This window comes from Stenotrophomonas sp. YJH_SMC_54 (assembly GCF_059368435.1).
Genome location: NZ_JCAFRS010000007.1, coordinates 128,223 through 142,078 on the forward strand (window position 1 = coordinate 128,223; position 13,856 = coordinate 142,078).

General features: G+C 69.1%; 10 protein-coding genes. 6 read left to right on the plus strand and 4 right to left on the minus strand.

Annotated features, from left to right (window positions below; translation table 11 throughout):
- Window positions 1-67: 67 nt before the first annotated feature.
- Together gltB and AC5P5S_RS10415 are read right to left on the minus strand one after the other, a co-directional pair.
- A complete protein-coding gene (gltB, locus tag AC5P5S_RS10410) occupies window positions 68-4,522 on the minus strand; it encodes a glutamate synthase large subunit (RefSeq protein ID WP_062606874.1) in 4,455 nt (1,484 codons plus the stop codon).
- Between the two features lie 174 nt (window positions 4,523-4,696).
- A complete protein-coding gene (locus AC5P5S_RS10415; protein ID WP_005407509.1) occupies window positions 4,697-5,086 on the minus strand; it encodes an I78 family peptidase inhibitor in 390 nt (129 codons plus the stop codon).
- Window positions 5,087-5,197: 111 nt separating this feature from the next.
- Between AC5P5S_RS10415 and AC5P5S_RS10420 the strand changes: the two genes are divergently transcribed.
- Window positions 5,198-6,253: a DNA topoisomerase IB gene (locus AC5P5S_RS10420; protein ID WP_005407510.1), complete on the plus strand. Its 1,056-nt coding sequence runs from the start codon at window positions 5,198-5,200 to the stop codon at window positions 6,251-6,253.
- On the opposite strand, the gene AC5P5S_RS10425 is transcribed toward AC5P5S_RS10420, so the two are convergent.
- A complete protein-coding gene (locus AC5P5S_RS10425; RefSeq protein WP_062606876.1) occupies window positions 6,231-6,539 on the minus strand; it encodes a putative periplasmic lipoprotein in 309 nt (102 codons plus the stop codon). The two genes, AC5P5S_RS10420 and AC5P5S_RS10425, sit on opposite strands and share 23 nt — an antisense overlap.
- Before the next feature lie 214 nt (window positions 6,540-6,753).
- On the opposite strand from AC5P5S_RS10425, the gene AC5P5S_RS10430 reads away from it, so the two are divergent.
- The 3 genes from AC5P5S_RS10430 to AC5P5S_RS10440 all read left to right on the plus strand — a co-directional run bounded on the left by AC5P5S_RS10430 (window position 6,754) and on the right by AC5P5S_RS10440 (window position 10,215).
- Window positions 6,754-7,860: an SDR family oxidoreductase gene (locus AC5P5S_RS10430; protein ID WP_088428697.1), complete on the plus strand. Its 1,107-nt coding sequence runs from the start codon at window positions 6,754-6,756 to the stop codon at window positions 7,858-7,860.
- Between the two features lie 123 nt (window positions 7,861-7,983).
- Complete coding sequence (locus AC5P5S_RS10435) at window positions 7,984-9,399, plus strand: XVIPCD domain-containing protein (RefSeq protein ID WP_231336672.1); 1,416 nt, start codon at window positions 7,984-7,986, stop codon at window positions 9,397-9,399.
- A gap of 174 nt (window positions 9,400-9,573) precedes the next feature.
- Window positions 9,574-10,215, plus strand: a complete 642-nt coding sequence (locus AC5P5S_RS10440) for a hypothetical protein (RefSeq protein WP_225792013.1) — start codon at window positions 9,574-9,576, stop codon at window positions 10,213-10,215.
- On the opposite strand, the gene AC5P5S_RS10445 is transcribed toward AC5P5S_RS10440, so the two are convergent.
- Window positions 10,150-11,271 carry a serine hydrolase domain-containing protein gene (locus AC5P5S_RS10445; protein ID WP_088428707.1) on the minus strand — a complete coding sequence of 374 codons (1,122 nt, stop codon included), beginning with the start codon at window positions 11,269-11,271 and terminating at the stop codon, window positions 10,150-10,152. The genes AC5P5S_RS10440 and AC5P5S_RS10445 overlap by 66 nt on opposite strands.
- Before the next feature lie 191 nt (window positions 11,272-11,462).
- Here AC5P5S_RS10445 and AC5P5S_RS10450 point away from each other — a divergent pair, with 191 nt between their 5' ends.
- Both AC5P5S_RS10450 and AC5P5S_RS10455 read left to right on the plus strand, forming a co-directional pair.
- Complete coding sequence (locus AC5P5S_RS10450) at window positions 11,463-11,849, plus strand: BlaI/MecI/CopY family transcriptional regulator (protein ID WP_019661969.1); 387 nt, start codon at window positions 11,463-11,465, stop codon at window positions 11,847-11,849.
- A gap of 3 nt (window positions 11,850-11,852) precedes the next feature.
- Window positions 11,853-13,841, plus strand: a complete 1,989-nt coding sequence (locus tag AC5P5S_RS10455; RefSeq protein ID WP_231336673.1) for a M56 family metallopeptidase — start codon at window positions 11,853-11,855, stop codon at window positions 13,839-13,841.
- Window positions 13,842-13,856: the final 15 nt, after the last annotated feature.

Here is a 13,856-nt window from a genome sequence, read left to right on the forward strand (position 1 = left end):
TTTGCGGTCGCCGGCCAGCGGCCGGCACTACGTGGTCCTGGGTTGCCGGCAGCGGCCGGCACTACCGTTACGCGGCGCGTCGCAGGGTTTCGGTCAGCGACTCGATGCTGGCGGCCTTCGGTTTGACCAGCCAGAACTTGCCGATGTAATCGCGGAACTCGTCCAGGATCTGCTGCGCCCAGATGCTGCCGGTCAGCTCGCGGTGGCGGCCGATCAGGCGGTGCAGGTGCTGGCGGTAGTTCTCGAAGCCCTCGGCGGAGACGCGATGGATGTCGATCAGCTCGTGGTTGTAGCGGTCGACGAAATCGCGGTCGACGTCCAGCACGTAGGCCAGGCCACCGGTGAAGCCGGCACCGAAGTTCAGGCCGACCTTGCCCAGTACCAGCACCACACCATCGGTCATGTACTCGCAGCAGTGGTCACCGGCACCTTCCACCACCGCCAGCGCGCCGGAATTGCGTACCGCGAAACGCTCGCCGGCGCGGCCAGCGGCGAACAGCTCGCCACCGGTGGCGCCGTACAGGCAGGTGTTGCCGATGATCGCGGTGCTGCGCGCTTCGAAGCGCGCGCCACGCGGCGGGCGCACCACCAGACGGCCGCCGGCCATGCCCTTGCCGACGTAGTCGTTGGCTTCGCCTTCCACTTCCAGATGCAGGCCGCCCACGTTGAACGCGCCGAAGCTCTGCCCGGCGCTGCCACGGAAGCGCAGTTCCAGCGGCGCCTCGGCCATGCCCTGGTTGCCGTGCGCGCGCGCCACCGCACCGGCCAGTCGGGTGCCGATGCTGCGGTCGGTGTTGTGGATCAGGAAGCGATGCTCGCCGCCGCGCTTGTGCTCGATGGCCGGCGCCAGCAGGCCATCCATCTGCGTGGCCAGGCTGTCCGGCGATTCGTACAGGCGCTGGGCGGCGCAGTGGCTGCCCTCGTAACGGGCATCGGCCAGCAGGCGCGACAGGTCCACGCGCACGCCGTCACGCGGCGCGGCCTCGATCTGCCGCAACAGGTCGGTACGGCCGACGATCTCTTCCAATGAACGCGCGCCCAGGTACGCCAGCCAGCCGCGCACTTCCTCGGCCAGCAGGCGGAAGAAGTTCTCCACGCGCTCGGGCTGGCCGGTGAAGTGGTTCTCGCGCAGGCGCTCGTCCTGGGTGGCCACGCCGGTGGCGCAGTTGTTGAGGTGGCAGATACGCAGGTACTTGCAGCCCAGCACGATCATCGGCGCGGTGCCGAAGCCGAAGCTGTCCGCGCCCAGCAGCGCGGCCTTGACCACGTCCAGGCCGGTCTTCAGGCCACCATCGGTCTGCAGCAGGGTGCGCCCGCGCAGGTCGTTGGCCAGCAGCGCCTGGTGCGCTTCGGCCACGCCCAGTTCCCACGGCACGCCGGCATAGCGGATCGAGCTGACCGGCGAAGCACCGGTCCCGCCGTCGTGGCCGGAGATGGTGATCAGGTCGGCACCGGCCTTGACCACGCCGGCGGCGATCGTACCCACGCCGGCATGGCTGACCAGCTTCACCGACACCAGCGCGGTCGGGTTGACCTGCTTGAGGTCGTAGATCAGCTGCGCCAGGTCTTCGATCGAATAGATGTCGTGGTGCGGCGGCGGCGAGATCAGGCCGATCCCGGGCCGGGCATAGCGCAGGCGCGCGATCAGTTCGTTCACCTTGTGGCCCGGCAGCTGGCCGCCCTCGCCGGGCTTGGCGCCCTGCGCGACCTTGATCTGCAGCACTTCGGCGTTGACCAGGTATTCGGCGGTGACGCCGAAGCGGCCGGAGGCCACCTGCTTGATCTTGCTGCGCTTTGCGGTGCCATAGCGGGCGGGATCCTCACCGCCTTCGCCGGAATTGCTGCGGCCGCCGAGGCGGTTCATGGCAATGGCCAATGCTTCATGTGCTTCCGGCGACAGTGCGCCCAGGCTGATCGCCGCGGTATCGAAGCGCGGGAACAGGGTACTGGCCGGAGCCACCTCGTCCAGCGGTACCGGCGTGGCCGCCGGCACCAGTTCCAGCAGGTCGCGCAGCGCCGACGGTGGACGTGCATGCACGGCATCGCAGTACTGCTGCCACGCACGCGGGTCACCGCTGCGGGCCGCGCGCTGCAGGGTGGTGACCACGTCCGGGTTGTACATGTGGTACTCGCCGCCGTGCACGTACTTCAGCAGGCCGCCCACGTCCACGTCCTGCTGCGCGTCCCAGGCCTGTGCGCACAGCTCGCGTGCGTCGGCATCCAGGCGCGCGAAGCCAGCGCCACCGATGCGCGAGGCCGTATCCGGGAAGCACAGGTCCACCACTTCCGGTTCCAGGCCGATGATCTCGAACAGCTGTGCGCCGCGGTAGCTGGCCACGGTACAGATGCCCATCTTCGAGATGATCTTCGACAGGCCCTTGTAGACACCCTTGCGGTAGCGTCGGCCGATCTGCGACTGCTCACCGCCCTTGCTCAGCTTGAGGATGCCGCGGCGGCCCAGGTCGAACAGGGTCTGGTAGGCCAGGTAGGGGTATACCGCGGTGGCGCCGAAGCCGAGCAGGCAGGCCATGTGGTGCGGGTCGCGCGCGGTGCCGGTCTCGACGATGAGATTCACGTCGCAGCGCAGGCCCAGCCGCGACAGGTGGTGGTGGATGGCGCTGGTGGCCAGCAGCGCGTGCACCATCGGCCGCCCGGCCACCGGGTAGCGGTCGGACAGCAGCAGCATCACCATGCCATCGCGCGCGGCCTGTTCGGCCTCGCTGCAGATGCGCTCGATGCCGGCGCGCAGGCCCTCGTCCTCGCTGTAGGACAGGTCGAGCAGGCGGTTGGCCTGCACGTACTGCTCCATCTTCAGCAGCTGGCGCAGCTTGCGCTGGCTCAGCACCGGCGAGTTGAGGATGACGTGGTTCACCGTCTCCGGGCCGGCATGGAAGATGTTGGTCTCCTTGCCGAGCTGGGTGGACAGGGACATCGCGCAGTCTTCGCGCAGCGGATCGATCGGCGGGTTGGTGACCTGCGCGAAGGCCTGGCGGAAATAGTCGTACAGCGGGCGGCTGCGCTGGCTCAGCACCGCCATCGGCGTGTCATCGCCCATCGAGCCGGTGGCTTCCTGCTCGGTCTCGGCCAGCGGCCGCAGCACCTGCTCCACTTCCTCGCTGCTGAGCTGGTAGAGCTTGTGGTAGCTGCGCAGGGTGGCTTCGTCGAACGGCTCTTCCACCAGCGACGGGTCGATCAGTTCGGTCTGCAGGTAGGTCACGCCCTGCTGCAGCCACTGCTTGTACGGCGCGCGGCCACGGTTGATGCGGTCCACCGCGTCGGAGTCGAGCAGGTCGCCGCGCTTGAGGTCGATGGCGATCATCTCGCCGGGGCCGAGCTTGCCCTTGCGCACCACGCGTTCGGTCGGCACTTCCCACACGCCGGCCTCGGAGGCGACCAGGAAGTGGCGGTCGGCGGTCAGCATCCAGCGCGCCGGGCGCAGGCCGTTGCGGTCCAGCGTACACACCGCATAGCGGCTGTCGCAGGCGACGATGCCGGCCGGGCCATCCCACGGCTCGCTGTTCAGGCCGTGGAACTCGTAGAACGCGGCCAGGTCCGGGTCCTTGAATTCCAGCGACTGGGTGGCGGGCGGCACCAGGATGCGCAGCGCCTGGATCAGCTCCATGCCACCGGCGACCATCAGCTCCAGCATGTTGTCCAGGCTCTGCGAATCCGAACCGTGCATGGAGATGACCGGGTCGAATTCACCAATATCGAAGCGCGGCGTCTTCCACACCTTGCTGCGCGCCTGCGCCCAGCGACGATTGCCCTCGATGGTGTTGATCTCGCCGTTGTGGGCGAGCATGCGGAACGGATGGGCGAGCGGCCAGCGCGGCAGCGTGTTGGTCGAGAAGCGCTGGTGGAACACGATCGCGCTGGAGGCCAGCTCGCGGCGCTGCAGGTCCGGGAAGAAGCGGCTGAGCTTGTCCGGCAGCACCATGCCCTTGTAGCTGATCGCATCCGGGGTGAGGGTGGCGACGTAGAAGTCGGCGTGTTCGCGCAGTTGCTGTTCGCTGCGGCGACGGGCCAGGAACAGCGCCAGTGCGAAGCCGGCATCATCCTGGCCAACCCCGGCATCGACGAACACCTGCTCGATGCGCGGCAGCGTGTCGCGCGCCAGTTGGCCGCAGACGCTGTCGTCGGTCGGTACCTCGCGCCAGCCAGCGACCTTGCAGCCCACCGCTTCCACCTGCGCCTGCAGCTGCGCGCGGCAGGCCTGCGCAGCGTCGGCGTCATGCGGCAGGAATACCAGGCCGGCCGCGAAGCGTGCGGCGACGGCAATGCCGGCCTCACTCGCCAGCAGTTTCAGGAACGCATCGGGGCGGCGCAGCAGCAGGCCGCAGCCATCACCGGTCAGGCCATCGGCAGCGACACCGCCACGGTGGGTCATGCGCGAAAGCGCGGCGATGGCGGTATCAACCAACAGGCGCGATGGTTGATCGTCGAGCTGGGCGACCATGCCAAATCCACAGGCATCGCGCTCGGAGCGCGGGTCGTAAAGCCCTTGGCGGTTGCGGGGGGCCATCTCTACCTCGATGCGTATAGGGTTGGCGGCGACACTCGTCCCCGCTCATTCCCTGGAGCGCATCGTGAGGCCACCGGATGCCTCGACTAGATCACAGGTTGCTGCAACGCCGCAATACACGGTTGCAGGTGCAACGGAACGCGCCGGCAACCCAGTGCCGGCGCGGGGCGGGACTCAGCCGCAGCGCACGCCGCTGACGGCGCCCTTGTCGTCCACTTCGATGTTCAGGCGGTCGCCGAGGAACTCCATCGTGGCCACATCATTGGGCTTGAGCACGCGCACCTGGCTGGCACCTGCATCTTCCTGTGCCTGCTTGCCGAGGGCATCGGTGTAGGCCTGGCCGACCAGGCTCTGTACCTGGCTGGCATCGCAGGTGCCGACCGGCGGAGCCTCGGTGGCCTTGCCGGCGTCGTCGGCCGGCGCCTTGGCTGCTTCGGCGGCCTGCTGGGCGTGGGCGGTGGCCGAATCCTGTTCATCCAGCGCCGGTGCCTGGCAGGCGGTCAGGGCCAGCACGGCCGGCAGCAACAGGGCGGAGAGCGAACGGGCGCGAATCGGGAACGACATCATGACTCCGGAAGGGGTTGTGAAGACCCGAGCATAGCGGCGAACCGGCCCTCACGTGTTTGTCTTGTGTTATCGACAGGATCGCGGCATGGCGACGGCGACACTGGCGGCATGCCAACTCCCTCCACCCCCGAACGACAGGCAGCGCGCGCGGCCGGCCTGCGCTATGTCGACGACACCCAGCCGGGCATCAGCCGGCGCCGCGCCGGCAAGGGCTTCAGCTACCGCGATGCTGATGGCCACGCGATACGCGACGCCACCACCCTGCAACGCATCCGCGCACTGGCGATCCCACCGGCCTACACCGCGGTGTGGATCTGCGCCCACGCCAACGGCCACCTGCAGGCCACCGGTCGTGATGCGCGCGGTCGCAAGCAGTACCGTTACCACCCCGATTGGGCCAGGGAGCGCGATGCAGGCAAGTTCGATCGCATCATCGCCTTTGGCGAGGCGTTGCCTACTCTGCGGCGGCGGCTGTCGCGGGATCTCAAGCGCCCCGGTTTCCCGAAGGAGAAGGTGCTGGCCATGGTGGTCGCACTGTTGGCGGACACGCTGGTGCGGGTCGGCAATGAGACCTATGCGCAGCAGAACCGTTCGTTCGGACTGACCACACTGCGAAACCGGCATCTGGAGCTGCTGCGCGGTGGCCGCGTGCGCATGCGCTTCCGCGGCAAGTCCGGGCAGCTGCAGGAGGTCACCGTGGGCGACCGCAGGCTGGGGCTGCTGGTGCGGCGCCTGCAGCAGCTGCCGGGGCAGGCCCTGTTCCAGTACCGCGATGACGACGGTGCGCTGCAGCCGGTCGACTCCGGCGCGGTGAACGACTACCTGCGCGAGGTGATGGGCGAGGACTTCACTGCCAAGGATTTCCGCACCTGGGGCGGGACGGTTGCGGCGGTGCAGGCGTTTGCCGCCACCGAACTGCCGGAACCGGCCAGCCAGCGCGCACTGGCGCAGGCGCAGCGCGCGGTGGTGTGCGAAGTGGCGTCGCTGTTGGGCAATACCCCGGCGGTGTGCCGCAAGGCCTATATCGACCCCTGCGTGTTCGCCGGCTGGGAGCGCGGCGAACTGGCCACGCTGGCCGGCCTGCGTGGGCCGCGCCAGTGGGAACAGGCGACCCTGCGCGTGCTGCGCAGGGCGCGCCGGCTCAGCCGCAGTAGATCGCGGTGATGTTGTTGGTGCGGCCCTTTTCGATGGTCAGGCGGTCGCCGCCTTCGCTGGCCGGCGGCACCCGCGGGCCGTCGTGGCGCAGCACCCGTACGTGCAGGCTGTCGCTGTCCACCCGTGCGCGTGCGACGGTGGCGTCCGACGCGGCCAGGCCAAGCGCGCCGCGCACCCTGTCGCTGCGGCACTGGCCGGAAATCACACCGTCGATCGGCTGTACCTGGGCCACCGGTGTGCTGCTGCAGGCGGCGAGGGCAAAGCAGACGGCGGCGGTGGCGATGGCGTGTTTCATGAAGGCGTTCCTTGTGTGATTGCGTGCAGGGTGCGACGGCGCACGTGGTGGCGGAATGAATGCCGTGCACATCATGGACACGGCGCGCTCACTGCCGCCAACAGCAGGGGTGGAGACACTGCAGGAGCGGCGGATGCCGCCCCCGGTACTGCGGCGCATGCGCCCGGTAGTGCCGGCCGCTGGCCGGCAATCCCATTCCCCCGAGGAGACCTGCATGGCCACCACCAGGAAAACCCCCGCCCGCCGCAAAGCCTCACCCAAGGTGCGCAAAGGCAGCACTGCAACCAGGACCATCGCCGACCCCGGTCGCCCGCGCGTGGTGAAGACCGCAACCCGCAAGGCCGCCGCCAGCGATCCCCGCGCCGCCCGCGTTGCGGCACGGCAGCGGCGCCTGCAGGACCAGGAGAAGGCCAAGGACGCCCGCGCGGCCAAGAAGGCAACAAAGAAGACCGCGACCCAGGCCGGAGCACGACGCCAGCCGGAGGCGATGCCGGCGCAGCAGCTGGCCAAGCCCGGGCACGAACACGAACTGGAGCTGGCGCCGCGTTTCCTTGCACCCGACTACACCGGCAGCGGCAAACTGCAGGGCATGCGTGCGATCGTCACCGGTGGCGATTCCGGCATCGGCCGCGCGGTGGCGGTGCTGTTCGCACGCGAAGGTGCCGACGTGGCCGTGCTGCACCTGGACGAGGCCGAGGACGCGGACATCACCCGCCAGCACGTGGAGCGCGAAGGCGGTCGCTGCGTGGTGATCGCCGGTGACGTGCGCGATCCGCGCTTCTGCGACAAAGCGGTGAAGCAGGTGGCCAAGGCGTTCGGCGGCATCGATATCCTGGTCAACAACGCCGCGTTCCAGCTGCACTGCGAGCGGCTGGAAGACCTGGAAGACGCGCACCTGCAGGAGACCCTGCAGACCAACATCGGCGGGTACATCCAGATGGCGCGCGCGGTGCTGCCGCATCTGGGCGAGGGCGCCAGCATCATCAACACCGGTTCGGAAACGGGGATCTTCGGCAGCAAGGCGCTGATCGATTACTCGGCGACCAAGGGTGCGATCCACGCGTTCACCAAATCGCTGGCCAGCCAGCTGCTGCCGCGCGGCATCCGGGTCAACTGCGTGGCGCCGGGGCCGGTATGGACGCCGCTCAACCCGGCCGACAAGCCGGCGCAGGACGTGGCGGAATTTGGCAAGGACAGCGACATGGGCCGGCCTGCACAGCCCGAGGAACTGTCGCCGGCCTACGTGTTCCTGGCCTCGCCGGCCTGTGCCAGTTACATCAGCGGGGTGATCCTGCCGGTGATGGGCGGGCCACGAGGGTGAACAGCACTACGGCGTGGCGTCTGCTGAACGGGGCTTCGCGCAGGTGTGTGGCGTGTGTCAACGGCTGCGCCGGTGCGGTGGGGTAGGCTGGACTCCCATACCGATCACGTTCAGGGAAAGATCATGCCGGAGATGGATATCAGCGCAGCGGCCGATGAAGTCGTCGCCCCGTTTCGGCAGAACGATGCCCGTGGCGCGGCCGCCCGCCTGGAGGGCCTGCACAACGGCCAGCGTGCGGTGGTGCAGGAATCGCTGGATCGCTACATCGCGGCGCGGGGCGCCACCGAGCTTGAGGCGCTGCGACGGAGCGGTGGCGTATCCGCCACCGACGCGGCCACGGTCAACCCGATGCTGGATCGCCTGAGCGACGCGACGCGCCCACCGCGCATGCCCGACGCCGCGGAGACTGCGGGCCTGAGCCAGGCCCAGCAGTACGACGTGTATGGCAGCATCGTGGCCCAGCGCGGCAACGCCGCGGCGAACGATGCGATGGCCACGCAGGATCGCGTGGTGCTGGGGCTGCGCGACGAGAACCGCACCACCGAGGCGCGAGGGCGTGGTGTCTACGACGACCGCATCGTGGTGCTGTGGAAGGATGCGCAGGGCCACGGCCATGTGCGCGAGTTCAACCAGGCCACGACAGAACCGACCGCCCAGTACGACGGACACGCCAAGACCACGCCACGCAGCCCTGGCTTCGGCAACGTGGCGCCGCGTACCAAGACCGAGGGCGAGGACGTCAACGGCGACCGGGTCAAGGATCTTGGACGGTTGGGCGAAGGCACCACCGAGATGCGCGCGACCACGCATCCGCGCAACGGCCATCCCGATGAGTTCGCGTTGCGCCCTTCGCAGGCGGCCATCACCGCCGGCGCTGGACGGGTGGAGCGCGACAGCAATGGCGATGGCTGGTTCGATGCGCGCGATACCCAGGGCGTGCAGGACCTCAACGACACCTTCAAGATCCATCGTGGCAGCCGGTCCAATACCGATTCGGCGGGCTGCCAGACCATCGGCGGCGGTGAGTACGACGACTTCGTGGCGACGGTACGCGGCACCCCCGGGCAGAACCGCTGGCAGTATGTGCTGACCTCGGTTGCGCCGGGCCAGGCGCGCGGGCTGGGACAGGACACGCCGCTCGCGGCCAATGACGATCCCCGGCAGCCGCAGCATCGCGATCATGCCCTGCAGCAGCAGATCAGCACGCACCTGCAGGCCTTGGGCGGGCGCTACGCCGAGCACGCCGATGACTACAGCCTGGTGATGCTGCGCGAAGCGAAGGCCGCAGGCATCACCCGGGTCGACCAGATCGTGGCCAGCAATCCCAGTGGCGGCCGCGCTGCGGGTGAGACACTGTTCCTGGTGCAGGGCAGTCCGGGCGACCCGGCGGCCGTGCGCGCAGGCGTCAACGCAGCCGAGGTGCGCGAGACTGCGGTGGAAACCAGCCTGCGCCAGCTGCAGCAGCAAGCGCGCGAACAGGGTGCACCCGTGCCCGCGCCGGCACAGCAGCACGAAGCACCCGCGATGGGAGGACGTTGAAGGATGGTCCGTCTACCCTTGATGTCCGGTTTGCCGTGGGTGTTGCTGCTGGCGTGCAGCGCATGCGCACCCGCCGGGGAGCACACCGTGCCGGTCGCACCTGCTGCGAAGCCTGAGGCGAAACCGGAGACCTTGCCTGCGCAGGCAGGACCCACTGAACGCGGATTGCCTGCATTGCCGGAAGCTTCCGGCAGCGCCCATTCCGGCGGCCGCTACGCTGCGCTGCCCGAACCGGCCAGGCGGGTGCTGGCGCAGTTGAAGTGCAACGTGGAGAGTGCCGGCAATGCGCAGGTGCTTTCCATTCCCGCGCAGGGTGGCCAGCAGGATTTCATGGTCACCGATCGCAGCGGACCGCGTTTCCGCTACTGGATGCGCTCGTTCTCCAGCAGTGGCGGTACCACCGGATATCTCGTGCAGCTGCAGGACTGCCCAGCAACCACCACGGGCATGCGCGCCTACATCGCGCAGGGAGCCGCACCGCTGCAGGATGTCACCGCGTCGTTGCTGGCGCAGGCCGAGCTGCCTGATACGGCGACGATGACGGCTTACCAGGACAGGGGCGCGGGCGATCTGTTCGCCTTCATCGGGCAGCTGGACAAGGTACCGGTGGTGCGCTGGGTGGCCGAAGCCGACCCTGAGCAGCCATTGGCCGACGCTGCGCGCAGCTTCGACCATGGCAATGCCATCCACGGCGGTTTCCTGCGCTGGAACCAGGATCACTTCGAAGTGGCCAGGACCGTGCCGGCCGGGCTATGGCCCTGCGATGACAGCCCGTTGTTGCCGTGCAGGGGCGACCCGTTCGTGACTGGGCGTTGAGGCATCGCGCGCATAGAAATCGGCAATGCGTGGAATGAACTGCTGCGGATTGGCACCGACAAGATTGGTCAGCACCACCACCGCCACGCCGCGCTCGGGATAGACCACGAACGCCGAGCGCGCACCGCCGATACCGGCCACCTGAAGGTCGGGCGATGCGCGCAGTACCGGCCAGCCCCCCGCCCACGGGCCGGCACGGCCATCCGCCAGGCGCTCTGCGCTCCACATCCGCCGCAGGGCGGTCTCCGGCAGCAGGCGGCCTTCGGTCAGCGCGACCAGCCAGCGCGCGGTGTCGTCGGCGGTGGTGAGGATGCCGCCACCGGCCCACAGCGAAGGCGGTATGTCGTAGAACCAGTGCGACAGGCGGGACGGTGCATCCGCAGCGTCGGTGGCACGCGGGGCCAGGCTGTACATCGTCGCCGCATCTGGAATCAGGTCGTAGCTGTCGCCGAAGGTGGTGCGGGCCATGCGCGCGCTGCTGAACTGGCCGGTGGCGAGGAAACGTTCGTAGGGCATGCCGGATTGCTTCGCGATGATTCGTGCCAGCAGTACGTAGTTGGTCTGGTTGTAGGCGAAGCGCTGCCCGGGTTCGGCTTCGAGCGGCTGCGCCGTGACGGCCGCCCACGCCTGCGCTTCTGAGCCACCGCCCAGCAGTCCCTTCGCATCAAGGATGTCCGGAAGGCCGGAGGTATGCGCCAGCAGCTGGTGTACGCGTACGTCTCTCCACGCTGGCGGAAGGTCATCCAGGTAGCGCGAGGCCGGCGCGTCCAGATCCAGCTGCCCCTGCTGGGCCAGTTGCGCGGCGGCCACGCCGGTGAACGCCTTGGTGGCCGAATTGAGCGGGAAACGGGTGTCGCGCGAGGCAAGCACACCGTTCTCCACGTTGGCCAGCCCGTAGGCCTCGGACAACACGGTCTGCCCGTCCTTGACCACCGCGATCTGCAATCCCGGGATGCGCTGCTCCAGCATGATCTGGCGGATCAGGCGGCGGGTCTGGTCGTTGGCCTGGTCCTGGCTGGCAGAGACGGCGGCGAAGGGCAGTGCACTGATGAGCATGAGCAGGACTCGGAGCATTGGGCGGGACATGCGGAATTCCAGCGGGGCGTTGCGGATCGGATGCAGTGGGCGGGTCAAAGGTTTAAGCGCTCGGTGGTGCCTACCGTTCGTCGGCCCATGACTTCCGGGGGGTTGACTACAGTTGTCGTCAAGCTGACAGTGACGACACGTGTAGTCAAGGGAGTGGTGTCATGCGTGGCAAGACCATCGGGGACCAGGAACTGGCCCTGCTGCAGTACATCGATGAACATGCGCCGGCCAGCGTCGGCGAGGTCGCCAGTGGCTACGGCGAGGCCCGCGGCCTGGCCCGTTCCACCGTGCTGACGATGATGGAGCGGCTGCGGGCGAAGGGGTATCTTCAGCGCCGGCAGCAGGACGGCGTCTACCGCTACCAGGCCACCCGTGGCCCGCAGAGCGTGCTGCAGGGTGCCGTGGCCCAGTTCGTCGACAACACCCTGCAGGGCTCGGTGTCGCCGTTCGTGGCCTACCTGTCGCAGCGCCAGCAGGTCAGCGACAACGAGCTGGCCGAGCTGGAAGCGCTGGTCGCCCAACTCCAATCGCGTCGCCACGAGGGCTGAGCCATGGACACCACGATGCTGATTCCGATGCTGGAACGGTTGGGCTGGACCAGCCTGCAGACCGTGCTGCTGGTGGCGCTGGTGTACGGCCTGTGCCGCGCGCTGCCGTCGCTGTCGGCGGCGACCCGCTGCCGCCTGTGGTGGCTGGTCTCGCTGCAGGCTGTGCTCGGCCTGTTCTGGAGCCAGCCGTTGCAGTTGGCCTGGCTGCCGGCGCCGCAGGCGGTGGCGATGACCGCGACCGACGTGGCCGCTGACATCGTCTACCCGCTGGCCCCGGAGGCCTCTGCGCAGTTGCTGGCCGCGATGCCGCTGCCCGCGGCCGAAGTACCGGCAGTTGCATGGTGGGCGGTCGCGCTGGCCGCGCTGTGGCTGTCCGGCGTGCTGGTGATGGCGCTGCGCACCTTCGGTGAGTGGCGCCGCTGCCGCGCACTGCTGGCTGCGGCGTATCCCTGCGAGGACGAGGCGCTGGTGCAGGCCCTGCAGCTGGCCTCCGATGCCCACGGCGTGCGCCGTGCGCCGCGGCTGTGGATGAGCACGCAGGTGGACGCACCGCAGCTGGTCGGGCCGTTCCGCCCGGTGCTGCTGCTGCCGGCCGGCGACAACGTCCTGCAGGGCGATGCGCTGGACCTGGCACTGACCCACGAACTGCAGCACCTGCAGCGCCGTGACCTGCAATGGGGCCTGCTGCCCGCGCTGGCCCAGCACCTGTTCTTCTTCCACCCGCTGCTGCGCCTGTCGGTGCGCGAATACGCGCAGGCCCGCGAGGAAGCCGTGGATGCGGCGGTGGTCGGCCAACATGGCGCCAGCCGCCAGGCCTATGGCCGCCTGTTGCTGCAGCTGGGCGTGGCCCCGCAGCCGCATCTGGGCGTGGCCAGCGCCGCACCGAGCACCACCAGCCTCAAGCGTCGCCTGCTTTCGCTGCAGTCGCACCGGTCCTGCCCGCGTCTGCTGGCGGTGGCGCTGACCGCTGTGGTGGTGGTGGTGGGCGTGGCGCCGATGCGGCTGGTCGCAGCGCCGGTGCCGCCGGCCCCGCCCGCACCTCCGGCCGCCCCGAAGGCCGTGGTGCCGCCCCCGCCGAAGGCTCCGGAAGCCCCGCCCGCACCAGCCTCGGCCGCGCGCGTTCCGGCCGAGCCGGTGGCTCCCGCACCGCCCGCAGAACCGGCCGATATGGAAGAACCCTCCGGTCCTGACGATGCCGATGTGGCCGATGTCGACGATGCCGCTGGCATGGATGAGGACCATGACGGCACGACCACCACCTCCTCCATCACGACCTACGGTCGCCTCGATCTGGGCAAGTCGCCCCGGGAGGCCTTCGTGCTGGTCGATGGTGATTCGACCTTCGCCAACGGCGGCATGGACGACGTGATGGTGGCCCGCAGGCAGCTCGGCAAGGGCCCGGCGCTGTGGTTCCGCCAGGGCGACAAGCGCTATGTGGTGCGCGACCCGATGTTGATCCAGTCGCTGCAGCGCGCCTATGCCGGTGCGGCGGACCTTGGTCGCCAGCAGAGCGAACTGGGCCGCCAGCAGAGTGCGCTGGGCCGCCAGCAGGGCGACCTGGGCAAGCAGATGGGTGAGATGGGGCGTCTGCAGGGTGAAGAGGCGCGCCGCCTGGCACTGGCCGCAGCGGAGGCCGCGCGCAGTGCGATGGCCGCGCATGACATCAACCGCGAAGCGGCGGCCGAAGCGGCGAAGGCGGCGCGGGGCGCGACCAACGACGCGGCGGTTGCACGTGAGGCCGCACGTGAGGCTGCCGCCGAGGCGCGTCGTGCGATGCAGGAAGTGGACAACGAAACCGCGCGTGCCAGCCGCACCCGCGCCATGCAGCGCCTGGCCAGCCAGCAGTCTGAACTGGCCAGCCGCCAGGCGACGCTGGGCAGCCAACAGGCCGCGTTGGGCGAGCGCCAGGCACGCGTGCATGCGCAGGCATCGCAGCAGGCGCAGCAGGTGATCGCGCGCGCACTGGCCAGTGGCAAGGCCGAGCGACTCTGATCGGTAGTGCCGGCC